Origin of the sequence: Pseudomonas edaphica, from assembly GCF_005863185.1 — a bacterium.
GTDB classification, from domain to species: domain Bacteria; phylum Pseudomonadota; class Gammaproteobacteria; order Pseudomonadales; family Pseudomonadaceae; genus Aquipseudomonas; species Aquipseudomonas edaphica.
Map to the genome: position 1 here is coordinate 1 of NZ_VBVZ01000118.1, position 13,283 is coordinate 13,283.

Genomic DNA, 13,283 nt, shown 5'->3' on the forward strand with positions numbered 1-13,283 from the left:
GCCAGTAAAAACCGATAACTTCTTCCTGCTGATCTTCCGGGCACTGCGCCACCGCCGTGTACCGATCGCATTACGCATCGCCAGCCATAACGTGATCCTGGTCGCTCTGGCCCTGGTGATCTACGCCTGCGTGATGGGTTTGCAGTTCAAGCAGGCCATGCACGAGCAAGCCGACGCTCTGGGCGAGAGCCTGACGACCCAGACCGCCACTTCGGCGACTGAGTTGCTGGTGTCCAACGACATCCTCAGCCTCAACGTGCTGCTCAATAACCTGACCAAGAACCCGCTGGTGGCCCACGCCGCCATCTACAGCGTGGACAACCGGATCATGGCCGAAGCCGGGCAGCGCCCGAAAAACGGCCTGCTGGGTGAAGCCGAAGGTCTGTATTCGAGCAATATTACGTTTCAGGATGTGAAGGCCGGGCAACTGCGCATCAGCCTCGACATGCAGCAATTCCAGCAGCCGATGACCATCAGCCTGCAAAGCATGGGCATCCTCAGCGCGATCCTGCTGGCACTGGCCCTGGCCCTGAGCTTGCGCCTGGGTCGGCATATCTCCACGCCGCTGATGCAACTGCGCATCTGGCTGCGCGATATCGACGAACACACCCCGGCCACCGACCGCCAGGACGAAATCGGCGACCTCGCCCGCCAGCTTCACGCCAGCTTCGCTCCCGAGCCGGTGGTGCCTGAGGTTGAACCCGAGCCTGAGTACGACGACACCGACTACGACGACGAGCCCGAGTTTGAAGTGCGCAACCTGCGTGACCCAGGCTTTGACGAAAGCGCGCCGGTGGCCGCCCTCAAGCCTGCACCACGCCAGGTGATCAAGGCCGAAGAAGACGAACTGGACGATGAAGACCCGTTCGCCGACCTGCGCGACACCTCGGCCGCCGCACCCGTTGTGGCCTCGCAACCTGCGCCGGTAAAAAATACCGAGCCGCAGCACAGCGCCGTACTGGCTGTGCAACTGGGTGCCCAGGACCAACTGCGTCGCCTGCCCCGTGCGCGCCTCACCGAATTGCTGGAGCGCTACCGCGACTGCCTCGACCAGGCTGCGTCGCTCTATCAGAGCGAGCTGCACACCCTGAACGACGGCAGCACGTTGATGCTGTTCCACAGCGAAGACAGCGGCGAAGACTACCTGACCAATGCCATCTGCTGCGGCGAGCTGCTGCGCGCCCTCGGCCATGCCTTGCAGATTGAAGTGGCCGACAGCGGCATTACCTTGCAGCTGCAACTTGGCCTGACCGTCGGAGACGATCTGTTCGGCATGAGCCAGATCGACCTGCTGCTTACCGAGATCGCCCAGGATGCGCTGGCCTTGTCCCAACACAGCCGCAACCTGCTGCTGGTGGAGCGCAAGATCAGTGAAGATGCGCTGATCCGCCAGCGCGCACGTATCCGCCCGATTGCCAGCCCTGAAGGCGCAAGCTGTGTGGAGCGGCTGATGGAGCCGTACCCGTCGATGCTCGAGCGGCAGTTGGCGCGGATGCATGAGACCCGTAACAAGCCCTGACAGTTGATCGTCCCCACGCTCCGCGTGGGAATGCATTCCGTGACGCTCTGCGTCACTGCTGCGCAGTGCTGACGGCGGGACGCGGAGCGTCCCAAGAGGCATTCCCACGCGTAGCGTGGGAACGATCAAATCGTAGACAACAAAAAGGCCCGCTGAGTAAGCGGGCCTTTTGTTTGGGCGCGATTCAGATCAGAACCTGAACACTTCCATATCCGTGCGAATCGGCGTGGCCATCGGCATCTTAGGCTTCTGCGGAGCTAACGGTTTGGCCTGGGACGGCGCTTGCTTGCGCGGCGCCTCGGCCACTGGCGGCTGGTTGGCCAATGGCTTGAGCGCCACCGACAACTGTTGCGCCAGATGCTGCAACAACACGCCCTGGGCCTGGACCTGGGACGCGGTGGTGCCGGTATGTTCTTCCTGCAGGTGCACGATGCGGTTATCGCGCACCTGGCCACGGCGGTCGATCAAGCGCCATTGGGCGTCAAGAATCGCCGGCTGCGAAGTACCCGAGTCAAGCCGCGTGATGGTTAGCAATACCTGCACGTCCGGGGTAAAACCCGCCGGCCCAGGTGCAAGCACCACACGCTGGCTGTCGAGATGGCCAGCCACCTGACGCAACATCAGCTGGTTGATATCGGACGACAAACTGCCCGCCCAACGACCATCGGTGGAACCTTGCAGGCTGCCGTCGTTCTGACGTTGAAGCAGGGTTTCGCGTTGCAGGTAATCAGCAACAACGACCGGGCCAAGCAAAACGGCCATGCCTGCGGTTTGCGCAGGCTGAGCCGGACTTCCGCTGTCCAACTGGTACAGCGACACCGGTTGGTGTGTGCTGCAACCCGCCAGCCCCAAAAGGCCAGCGAGCATCAAAAATAAAGGAAGGCGTGGAGCAGTCATCATCCCATCCAGGTGGCTGCCACAAGGCGAACCACAATGTAATACTAAAAATAACCTAAACACGCTCGGCCACGCCGGCGCTGGAAAGGCCATATCATCCGTGAATATGCGCCCTGACTCCAGCGCGAAAGCGCCGATCTACGCGTTAAATCGTAGATCGAGCCCTCTAATCCGCCTTAAACAGGCGTTTCCACCAGCAAAGCATCCACGCGCTGGAAGCCACGCGGCAGTTTATTACCCCGTCGGCCACGCTCACCCTTGTAGTGTTCAAGGTCGTCGGGGCGCAGTGACAGCGTGCGCTTGCCAGCCTGGAGCACCAGGGTAGAGCCTTCCGGGATCACGGCGATGTCGGTCACGTACTCTTCGCGACTGGCCACGCGCTCCCCGGGAATCCCGATAATCTTGTTGCCCTTGCCTTTACCCAACTGCGGCAAATCGCTGATCTTGAACACCAGCAAACGCCCTTCGGTAGTCACCGACGCCAGCCAGTTGCTCTCGCGGTCCTCCACGGTGCGCGGCAGGATCACCTTGGCGTTGTTCGGCAAGCTCAACAACGCTTTGCCCGCCTTGTTCTTGGCCTGCAGGTCTTCACCCTTGACCACAAAACCGTAACCCGCGTCGGAGGCGATCACGTACAGCGAATCGTCATCCGGCAGCAGCACGCACTCGAAATTCGCCCCCGGTGGCGGTGTGAGACGCCCGGTCAGCGGTTCGCCTTGGCCACGTGCCGATGGCAAGGTGTGCGCCGGCACCGAATAGCTGCGCCCGGTGGAGTCGATAAACACCGCAAACTGGTTGGAACGCCCGGCCGCAGCGGTCTTGAAACCATCGCCAGCCTTGTACGAGAGGCCGGTGGCGTCAATATCATGCCCTTTGGCGGAACGAACCCAACCCTTTTCCGACAGAACGACGGTAATTTTCTCGTTAGGCAACAGTTCGGTTTCTGTCAGGGCTTTCGCTTCTGCGCGCTCGACGATTGGCGAGCGGCGATCATCGCCATAGGTTTCGGCGTCTTTGATCAGTTCGCTGCGCACCAGCTTCTTGAGCTTGGTTTCGCTACCCAACAGGGCTTGCAGCTTGGCTTGCTCCTTGAGCAGCGCGTCTTGCTCGTCGCGCAACTTCATCTCTTCGAGCCGCGCCAACTGACGCAAGCGGGTGTCGAGGATGTAGTCGGCCTGGATCTCGCTCAGTTCGAAACGCGCGATCAGCTCGGCTTTCGGGTGCTCGGCGGTGCGGATGATGTGGATCACTTCATCCAGGTTGAGGTAAGCGATCAGCAAACCATCCAACAGGTGCAGGCGGCGCTCAACCTTGTCGAGACGAAATTGCAGGCGGCGGCGCACGGTCTGTACGCGGAACTCCAGCCATTCCACCAGCAGGTTGCGCAGGTTTTTCAGCTGTGGCTTGCCGTCCAGGCCGATGATGTTGACGTTGACCCGGTAGCTGGACTCAAGGTCGGTGCTGGCGAACAGATGCTGCATCAGCACTTCGTGGTCGACCCGGCTGTTGGTCGGGATGATCACGATGCGGCAGGGGTTTTCGTGGTCGGACTCGTCACGCAAGTCAGCCACTTGCGGCAATTTCGACGGTTTGGCCTGCATCAGCGCGGCAATCTGCTCCAGCACCTTGGCACCGGACACCTGGTGCGGCAGTGCGGTGACAATAATGTCGCCGTCTTCAATGTGGTAAACCGCGCGCATGCGCACCGAGCCCTTGCCGGTCTCGTACATCTTCAGCAGGTCGGCACGCGGCGTGATGATTTCCGCTTCGGTCGGGTAATCCGGGCCTTGAATATGCTCGCAGAGCTGCTCGACCGTAGCTTTTGGCTCATCAAGCAAACGCACGCAGGCAGTCGCGACTTCGCGCAGGTTGTGCGGCGGCACGTCAGTGGCCATGCCGACCGCGATGCCGGTGGTGCCATTGAGCAGGATATTCGGCAAACGCGCCGGCAACACCAGCGGTTCGTCCAGGGTGCCGTCGAAGTTAGGCCCCCAGTTCGCGGTGCCCTGGCCCAACTCGCTGAGCAGCACTTCCGAGTAACGCGACAGACGCGCCTCGGTGTACCGCATGGCGGCGAAGGACTTGGGATCATCCGGCGCACCCCAGTTACCCTGGCCGTCCACCAAGGTGTAGCGGTAGCTGAACGGCTGGGCCATCAGCACCATGGCTTCGTAGCAGGCCGAGTCGCCGTGGGGGTGGAACTTACCGAGCACGTCACCGACCGTACGCGCCGATTTCTTGTGCTTGGAATCTGCGTCCAGGCCCAACTCACTCATGGCGTAGATAATGCGCCGTTGTACGGGCTTAAGGCCGTCGCCGATATGCGGCAAGGCACGGTCCATGATCACGTACATGGAGTAGTTGAGGTAGGCATTTTCGGTGAAGTCAGCCAGCGATCGGCGTTCTACGCCATCTAAGCTGTCTGCGAGGATGTCACTCATGCGGGCCTCATCATTGTTTGGTCTGGCGCAGCAGCATGGTGCCGCTGCGCTGGGTAAATTCAAGTTGTTTCAATGCACTCATGCCCAACAGTACCTGCTCACCGCCCAGGCCCGGCGCTACCAGCGCGCGGACGTCCTGCAGGACAATATCGCCCAGCTTCAGGCGATCAAGGCTGGTGCGGTAGCCCTGGCTACGCCCATTGGCGGTGCTCAAGGTCACGGGCAGGCCGCGCTTGAGCCCGAGGCAGTCGGCCAATTCGGCCGGCACCGCCACATCGGTCGCGCCGGTGTCGAGCATAAACTCCACCGGCGATCCGTTGATCTGGCCGCTGGCGACAAAATGCCCTTGGCCGTTGCCCAGCAATTTTACTTCGATGTAACCCTCATGCTGCTCTGAGGTCACCACCGCATTGGGGTTTTCCTGACGCGCTTCCCACTGCCCAAAAAAACGGGTGGCCAAAAACAGCCCGGCGCCCCATGCCACGAACATCAGTACACGTCCGGCACGTTTGCCGGGCGGCGCTGCCGTCATGGTTGGGCGCCCCAGCCACCGGCCGGGGCGGCAAAACGATAGACCACCGGGCGTTTTTCACCGTCGGCACGCGGGCCAAAATTATTGTCGATACCCAACCACACACCTTCGGCATCCACCACCAGGGCTTCGGCCAAGCCATAAGGCTGGGCATAACGCCGGTTCGGTGTCAGGGTTTCGTCGGCAAACGACCAGCACAGCTCGACTTTGGCCGTGACCGCATCGCGCCGGCAAATCTGGAACGCATTGCGCTCCAGGGTAAACAGCTTGCCGTTGAACAGCGCCAGGTCGGCAAAGTCCTTGGACACCGCCTTGGCGTTGTTGAACTGTGCCGGTTGCACTTCCTGGCCGGCCTCGCTCAGCAACACACAGGGCCCATCGCAATCCCACACGCTCTGGCCACGCTTGATCGAGATCAACCCTCGTCGCTCTCGCTCGGCGGCCAGCCAGATCTGATTGCCTTCGGGGTTGATCGCCAAACCTTCGAACAAGGCATTGAAGTGCAGCAACATCCCACTGGCCCGCGCTTCGCGGACCATGCCCGGAGCAATCTTCAACCATTGCGGCGCACCGTTCACCGGCACTTGCAGCACCGCCGCATGGGCTTCACTGACAATGTAGCGGTTGCCGGCGGCGTCACAGGTGATGCCTTCAAAATCCAGGTCGCCGCCACGAATGAACGACGCAGCCTTGGTGCGCGAACGCAAACCCCAAGGCAGGCCGGACTCGGGTACCGGCGGCACCTCGATCTTTACAGTTTCGGCCTTCCAGGTCGGCGCGCTGATATCGAGGCGATAGATCTGGTCGTCATCACGGTCGGAAACCGTCCACAGGTCCTGGCCACACAGCGCCAGGCCCGACAGGTTGCCACCGCGCATGCCGTCCACCGGGTGTTCGGAGACTAATTTAAGCTCAGCCACGGGCGCGGCCACCGCTTGGGTGGCCGCCAACCCGCTCAACATCAGGATCGCCAGGGCGAAGCCTGTGCGCATCAGCCCAGTACCTCGGCCAGGTTACCCTTGGACTCCAGCCAGGCTTTGCGGTCCGGCGCACGCTTCTTCGCCAGCAGCATGTCCATCATTTCCGACGTGCCGGCGAAGTCTTCCAGGGTCAACTGCACCAGGCGGCGAGTGTTCGGGTCCATGGTGGTTTCGCGCAACTGCGGCGGGTTCATCTCACCCAGGCCTTTGAATCGCGTGACCTGTGGCTTGCCGCGTTTCTTCTCGGCCACCAGGCGGTCGAGGATGCCATCGCGTTCGGCTTCGTCCAGGGCGTAGAAAATCTCTTTGCCCAGGTCGATACGGTACAACGGCGGCATGGCGACGTAGACGTGGCCGGCATCCACCAACGGGCGGAAGTGCTGCACAAACAGCGCACACAGCAAGGTGGCGATGTGCAAACCGTCGGAGTCGGCGTCGGCGAGGATGCAGATCTTGCCGTAGCGCAGCTGGCTCATGTCCGCCGCGCCCGGGTCTACACCAATCGCAACGGCGATGTTGTGCACTTCCTGACTGGCCAGGACTTCGCTGCCGTCGACTTCCCAGGTGTTGAGGATCTTGCCGCGCAACGGCAGGATCGCCTGGAACTCTTTGTCCCGCGCTTGCTTGGCGGAACCGCCGGCGGAGTCACCTTCGACCAGGAACAGCTCAGAGCGCATCGGGTCTTGCCCGGCGCAATCGGCCAATTTGCCTGGGAGTGCCGGGCCTTGGGTGATGCGCTTGCGCTCGACTTTCTTGCTGGCCTTCAGGCGACGACCGGCGTTGTTGATCGCCAGCTCCGCCAGGGCCAGGCCCAGTTCCGGGTGCTCGTTGAGCCATAGGCTGAACGCGTCCTTGACCACACCGGAGACAAACGCCGCCGCCTCGCGGGACGACAAACGCTCTTTGGTCTGGCCGGAGAACTGCGGCTCCTGCATCTTCATCGACAGCACGAACGCGATGCGCTCCCACACGTCTTCCGGCGCCAGCTTCACGCCGCGCGGCAACAGGCTGCGGTATTCGCAGAACTCGCGCATGGCGTCCAGCAAACCCTGGCGCAAACCGTTGACGTGGGTGCCGCCCTGGGCGGTGGGGATCAGGTTGACGTAGCTTTCCTGCACGCTGTCGCCACCTTCGGGCAACCACAGCAGTGCCCAGTCGACGGCTTCTTTATTCCCCGCCAGGCTGCCGCAGAACGGCTCGTTAGGCAGGCGTTCAAAATCGCTGACCGAGTCTTCCAGGTAGGAGCGCAGGCCATCTTCGTAGTGCCATTCGACCTTTTCGCCGGTGCCTTTGTCTTCAAAGCTGACCAGCAGGCCCGGGCACAATACCGCCTTGGCCTTGAGTACGTGCTTGAGGCGGCTGATGGAGAATTTTGGCGAATCGAAGTATTTCGGGTCCGGCGCGAAGTACACGCTGGTGCCGGTGTTGCGCTTGCCAACGGTACCGACGACCTCCAGGTCGGTGGCTTTGTAGCCATCGGCAAAGGTCATCTGGTACTCGTTGCCGTCGCGCTTGACCTTGACCCGCACCAGGGTCGACAGGGCGTTGACCACGGAAATACCCACACCGTGCAAGCCACCGGAGAACTGGTAGTTCTTGTTGGAGAACTTGCCGCCCGCATGGAGCTTGGTAAGGATCAGCTCGACGCCCGACACACCCTCTTCCGGGTGAATGTCCACCGGCATGCCGCGACCATCGTCGGACACTTCCAGGGAATGGTCGGCGTGGAGGATGACTTGTACCGACTTGGCATGCCCGGCCAAGGCTTCGTCGACGCTGTTGTCGATGACTTCCTGGGCAAGGTGGTTCGGCCGACTGGTGTCGGTGTACATGCCGGGGCGTTTGCGCACCGGGTCGAGGCCCGAGAGGACTTCGATGGCGTCGGCGTTATAAGAGCTAGCGCTGGGAGTGGCCATGGGGTCTCGTCGTGAGTCGTTCGATTAAAAAGTGCCCCTGGACTTTACAGTGCTGCAAAGTCGAAGGATTGATACTGATCTGCGCCAATGCCGGCAAAACTCAACATGGCCGGCAATTGCTGGGCGAACCCCTGGTAACCATGGTCGCCACCGGCCTGGATGCGCAAGGCACAGGCCCGGTAATACTGCTGGGCGAGGCGATAATCCAGGGTTTCATCCCCGGTCTGCAACCACACTTGATAACGCGCGGCATCCTGGGGCGCCGGCACTTCCAGTTCGGCCAGGGCCGTGACGTGGTCGTGGGTCAGCTCCCAGGTTTCATCGGTGTAGAGGTTCTTCTGGGTGCCCAGGTAACCGTCAAACATCCGATGCGGGCTGACCGCCGGGTTCACCAGCAGCGCCTTGAGGCCATGGCGTTCGGCAAGATGGGTTGCATAGTAGCCGCCGAGTGAGCTTCCCACCAGCAGCGGCCGCCCCAGTTCCGCAATGGCCTCTTCCAATTGAGGAATCGCCTGACGCGGGTGGTGATGCAGGGCCGGCACACGCAATTGGTCGCTCAACCCGAGGCTGTCCATCACGGTGCTCAACTGGGTGGCCTTGTTGGACGCAGGCGCGCTGTTGAAACCGTGGATATATAGAATCGACGCGGACATGCCGGGCTCTCCGTGCATCCGCCAAAGAGGCGCAGTTTACAGGGAATACAGGCAGAAGCGGATCGAATGTGGGAGCTGGCTTGCCTGCGATGGCGGCGGATCAGTTAGCTATTGATTAACTGGCCCAGCGCTATCGCAGGCAAGCCAGCTCCAACATTTTGATCAGTGTTTGCAGGGTTTAATAGCCGTTACTGCCGTAATCGACGGTAAATTCGAATCCTTTTACCCGCTCCACGCCCGTCTCCAACCGTCCGTCGGCATGCAATCGCAGCCAGCGGTACCCCGGCGCCTGTTCGCTGACCTTGAAGTCCTCGCTGCCCGGCGCGAACTGGATACAGGTGGACGGCGACGCCAGAAGGCGCACGTCATTGCGCTCGCGGTCGATTTCCTGGTGCACATGGCCCCACAGCACCGCCTTCACCTGTGGGAAACGGTCGAGTACGGCAAACAGGGCTTCAGGGTTGCGCAGGCCGATGGGCTCCATCCACGCACAACCGATGGACACCGGATGATGGTGAAAACACACCAGATGATGACGGTTTGGCGCCTCACTCAGGGCTTGGGCGAGCAATTGCAATTGCGAATCCTGCAAATAACCGGGGACCGAGCCCGGAACCGCCGAATCCAGCAGGGTGACGCGCCAATTGCCGATATCGACCACCGGCTCGAGCAAATCGCTGTGCACCGCCGCGTGGGCCATGATCTGCGGCTCGTCGTGGTTGCCAGGAATCCAGCGCGCCGGCGCGTCGATCTGCCGAGTCAGGTCGCGAAATAGCTGGTAAGACTCAAGCGTGCCGTCCTGGGACAAGTCTCCCGTGGCCAGCACCAAATCGATCTGCGGCTGTTGCTCGCGCACCAAACCAATCACCCGCTGCAGGCTGTCGCGGGTGTTCATGCCCAGCAGCGAACCGTCGGCCTCGGCAAACAGGTGGCTGTCGGACAACTGCACCAGCAGCACCGACGCATCAGGGTTCACAGCGGATACGCTCGGCAAGGCGCTCTCCCAAGGCAATCACAGGAATGGATAGGTAGCGCGATTATGCTGGGGCAGGACACAAAGAGGAAAGACGCAGTTCACATCTAGCGCACGACTTCGAATTCATGGCCCAGGGCCAGGCAGTGACTCAACCATTCGCCGAGGAACACATTGAGTTGTGCTTTCTCATCGGGCTGGTGCATGAACACATTCGGGTAAGGATAGATGCTGCGAAAGCGTCGCGCATGTTCTGCGCTGATGACTTCGGCCATGCGCGCATCGTGATACACCTGAACCTCCAGCTGCGGCACCGGCAGCCAGGGCAGGCTGTGCTCCTGGCGCACCCGCAGGGTGGTGGTGTACGGGCAGTTGACGATGACCTCAAGGGTCAGCACGCCCAGCATCTGGTCGCCATGGGTCACGGCAATACGCCGCGCCTCAGGCGCGTGACGCATGTCGGGGAGCAGGCGCATCAGCCGCGCATAATTGGCCTCGCAGGCGGCTTGCAGCCCGATCAGGTCAACCCGGTATCGTTCCCGTGCCTTTACTGCCATAACCCCCTCACTTCCGCGCGATTAAGCGCAAGCCATTGCAGGGCGATAATGCTGGCTGCGTTGGAAATTTTGCCGTCACGCACCGCTTGCAGGGCATCTTCAAAGGCCCAGGGGGTGACGCGGATATCTTCTGCTTCTTCTTCCAGTCCATGGACGCCACCTGCACCTGAGCTGTCGCAACGGCCCAGATACAAGTGCACGAATTCGGTACTGCCACCGGGCGACGGGAAATATTTGGTGATCGGCCACAGCGCAGAGAACGTAAGGCCAGCTTCCTCCTCGGCTTCGCGGTGTGCAACCTCCTCCGGTTGTTCGTCCTTATCAATCAGCCCCGCGACCATTTCCACCAGCCACGGGTTGCCGGTACGGCCCATGGCGCCGATACGGAACTGCTCGATCAACACCACTTCATCGCGCTGCGGGTCGTAGGGCAGCACGCACACCGCGTCATGACGCACAAAGACTTCACGATTGATCACCCGGCTCATGCCGCCATCGAACTTCTCGTGGCGCAGTTGCACGCGATCAAGCTGGTAAAAGCCCTTATAGGCATTGTCGCGCTGAACGATCTCGATGGTGTTCGGCGTCGATTTGGCAATGTCCGTCATATCCTTCCTCGTTACGCAGGTGCAATTCGCGCCATCCTAACGCGCCCATGGCCCTTGATGCAGCCCCTTTCCGGTTGCCGGGATAGACGGCGGACGTCAAACTCACTCTAATCAGCTTAGTGGCGAACTGACGGCTTTGTTCGCAGTCGAAGCGCTACTCTTTTTCGCTTTCCATCGATTTCCGAAGGACGCACATGTCGCTTTTAAAAATCGCCTCCGTGGCCTGTATTGCCTTGACTCTGGGCGCTTGCCAGAGCCTGTTCCAGCCCAGCTACCTCAAGCCCCTGGACACCAAGCCGGACACTTCCGAACAAATCAAACCCGGCTGCAACAGCCCGGAATGCCCACTGGTGAACATCGACACCGTGCACTTCCCCAGCGAGCCGCAGTTGGACAGCATTGTTGAGCAACGCCTGCTGCAAATGACCCGCACCACGCCCGGCGCCAGCGTGCCGCCTACCCTGAATGCCTACCGCGACAAGTTCCTGCGTGAGTCGCCCAACCGCAACAGCATGTACTTGCAAGCCAAGGTACGTGAGCAGCATGACGGACTGGTGATCGTTGAAGTGTCCAGTTATCTGGATACCGGCACCGCCCACGGCGCGCCCGGCCGCGGTTTCATTAACTATTCACGCCTGCTGCACAAAGAGCTGAGCCTGGCCGACATGTTGCTGCCGGGCCAGGAACAGGCGTTCTGGAACACCGCGAAAGTCGCCCACAACAGTTGGCTGATCAATTCGCAGATGGACCGCGACCCGGAGTTCGTGAAGAGCTGGCCGTTCCAGAAAACCCCGAACGTGGCCCTGACCAGCGCCGGCGTGGTGCTCAAGTACAACGTGAGCACCATCGCCCCTTATGCATTGGGGCTGATCGAAATGACCATCCCCTACGCGCGCCTCACCGGCGTGCTCAAGCCTGAGCTGATGCCTGCGCGCCACTGACCGCACGCCCAAGGATCAGCTGTAACAGCCCTGCCAGCACCAGTGCCGGCAGGGTTGCACCGATATTCGGATACAGGTTGGCCAGCACGTGATAGGTGGCGATGCCACCCAGCCAGGCCACCAGCGCCGGCCAATGCAGGTTGGCAACCGTGCCTTGGCCACGGTGACGCAGGATAAAGTGATCCACCAGCACCACGCCAAACAGCGGCGCAAACACCGAGCCGATCAGCAGCAGGAAGTTCTGATACTGCGCCAGCGGCGCCAGGCAGGCGATCAAGGTGCAGATCACACCGATGACCAAGGCCAGGTGCTCGACCTTCAAGCGCAACAGAATCCCGCTGGACACCGCCGCCGAGTGAATATCGGCAAAGGCGTTTTCCGACTCGTCCAACAGGATCAGCAGCAACGGAATGCCCAAGCCAGCACCGGCCAGCGCCAGCAACAGCGCATTCACTTCACCACTGGGCGCAAATGCCAGGGTATAGGCCACGCCCAGGCTCATCAGCCAGAAGTTACCGATAAAGAAGCCCAACGCCGTACCGCCGAACACGCTTTTGGCGCGCTGGCCGAAGCGTGAGTAGTCGGCGATCAGTGGCAACCACGACAGCGGCATGGCGATGGCAATATCAAAGCCCACCGCAAACGGCATCGAGCCGTCACCGGACTTGGCCCACAACGCCGTGAGGTCAGCCTTGGCGAACAGGTTCCAGGTCAGCCACAGGCAGGCGGCGAGCAGCAGCCAGATGCCCCATTTACGCAGGATCTGGCGCACGAATGTCAGCGGCCCGCTGACCGCCAGCAACGTCGCCAAGCCACCGAAAAACAGGGTCCACAGCAATGGGCTGGCGAGCAGGCTGCCCTCGCTGAACGCGCGAGTGCCCAGCAAGCTGGCGGCGTCGCGCATCACGATGATCTCGAACGAGCCCCAGCCGACCAGTTGTAAAAGGTTCAGCAGTGCCGGAAGGCTCGCGCCCTTGGCGCCGAGGCTGAGCTTGAGCGCGGCCATGGCGGACAGGCCGGTGTCGCTGCCGATCACACCGACGGCGGCCAGCAGCAACACGCCGACCAGCGTGCCGAGAAAAATCGCCAGCAACGAGCCGGACAAGCCCAGGCCCGGCGCGAGCAAGGCGCCGGTTTGCAGGACCATCAGGCCGATGCCAAGGGAGAACCACAGGGAGAACAGGTCGCGGGCGCCGAACACGCGTTTGTCGGCGGGGACCGCGATGTCCGGAGAGTAAGTACTCGGTTGAATGCTCAAGGGTGTTA

The 13,283-nt window shown here is 61.4% G+C and carries 12 protein-coding genes; 2 read left to right on the top strand and 10 right to left on the bottom strand.

Annotated features, from left to right (window positions below):
- On the top strand, positions 1-1,519 hold a 1,519-nt coding region (locus tag FEM54_RS10290; RefSeq protein ID WP_138450740.1), incomplete at its 5' end, for an AhpA/YtjB family protein.
- 189 nt (positions 1,520-1,708) lie between these two features.
- Here the strand turns inward: FEM54_RS10290 and FEM54_RS10300 are convergent.
- From FEM54_RS10300 to FEM54_RS10340, 9 genes are all read right to left on the bottom strand, one after another.
- Positions 1,709-2,416, bottom strand: a complete 708-nt coding sequence (locus FEM54_RS10300) for a PqiC family protein (protein WP_171045820.1) — start codon at positions 2,414-2,416, stop codon at positions 1,709-1,711.
- A 176-nt stretch (positions 2,417-2,592) separates the two neighbouring features.
- Positions 2,593-4,857 carry a DNA topoisomerase IV subunit A gene (gene parC / locus FEM54_RS10305; RefSeq protein WP_017138479.1) on the bottom strand — a complete coding sequence of 755 codons (2,265 nt, stop codon included), beginning with the start codon at positions 4,855-4,857 and terminating at the stop codon, positions 2,593-2,595.
- A gap of 10 nt (positions 4,858-4,867) precedes the next feature.
- On the bottom strand, positions 4,868-5,389 hold the full coding sequence (locus FEM54_RS10310) for a retropepsin-like aspartic protease family protein (protein WP_138450744.1): 522 nt from the start codon (positions 5,387-5,389) through the stop codon (positions 4,868-4,870).
- Positions 5,386-6,381 carry an esterase-like activity of phytase family protein gene (locus tag FEM54_RS10315; protein ID WP_138450746.1) on the bottom strand — a complete coding sequence of 332 codons (996 nt, stop codon included), beginning with the start codon at positions 6,379-6,381 and terminating at the stop codon, positions 5,386-5,388. Before FEM54_RS10315 ends, FEM54_RS10310 begins: the two co-directional genes overlap by 4 nt.
- Positions 6,381-8,285 (bottom strand): DNA topoisomerase IV subunit B, encoded by a 1,905-nt coding sequence (gene parE / locus FEM54_RS10320; protein ID WP_099548087.1) that lies wholly within the window; start codon positions 8,283-8,285, stop codon positions 6,381-6,383. Before parE ends, FEM54_RS10315 begins: the two co-directional genes overlap by 1 nt.
- 44 nt (positions 8,286-8,329) lie before the next feature.
- Complete coding sequence (locus FEM54_RS10325; RefSeq protein WP_099548086.1) at positions 8,330-8,938, bottom strand: YqiA/YcfP family alpha/beta fold hydrolase; 609 nt, start codon at positions 8,936-8,938, stop codon at positions 8,330-8,332.
- A 178-nt stretch (positions 8,939-9,116) separates the two neighbouring features.
- Complete coding sequence (cpdA, locus tag FEM54_RS10330) at positions 9,117-9,932, bottom strand: 3',5'-cyclic-AMP phosphodiesterase (protein ID WP_099548085.1); 816 nt, start codon at positions 9,930-9,932, stop codon at positions 9,117-9,119.
- 86 nt (positions 9,933-10,018) lie between these two features.
- The gene (locus tag FEM54_RS10335; RefSeq protein WP_017138485.1) at positions 10,019-10,468 is read right to left on the bottom strand and encodes a DUF1249 domain-containing protein; all 450 of its coding nucleotides are present in this window, start codon (positions 10,466-10,468) and stop codon (positions 10,019-10,021) included.
- Positions 10,459-11,076: an NUDIX domain-containing protein gene (locus tag FEM54_RS10340; protein WP_017138486.1), complete on the bottom strand. Its 618-nt coding sequence runs from the start codon at positions 11,074-11,076 to the stop codon at positions 10,459-10,461. The genes FEM54_RS10335 and FEM54_RS10340 overlap by 10 nt, the downstream gene beginning before the upstream one ends.
- Positions 11,077-11,270: 194 nt before the next feature.
- On the opposite strand from FEM54_RS10340, the gene FEM54_RS10345 reads away from it, so the two are divergent.
- On the top strand, positions 11,271-12,017 hold the full coding sequence (locus tag FEM54_RS10345) for an RsiV family protein (RefSeq protein ID WP_017138487.1): 747 nt from the start codon (positions 11,271-11,273) through the stop codon (positions 12,015-12,017).
- Here the strand turns inward: FEM54_RS10345 and cytX are convergent.
- Entirely contained in the window at positions 11,986-13,275 is a 1,290-nt protein-coding gene (cytX, locus tag FEM54_RS10350; protein ID WP_138450750.1) for a putative hydroxymethylpyrimidine transporter CytX, read from the bottom strand. The genes FEM54_RS10345 and cytX overlap by 32 nt on opposite strands.
- Positions 13,276-13,283: the final 8 nt, after the last annotated feature.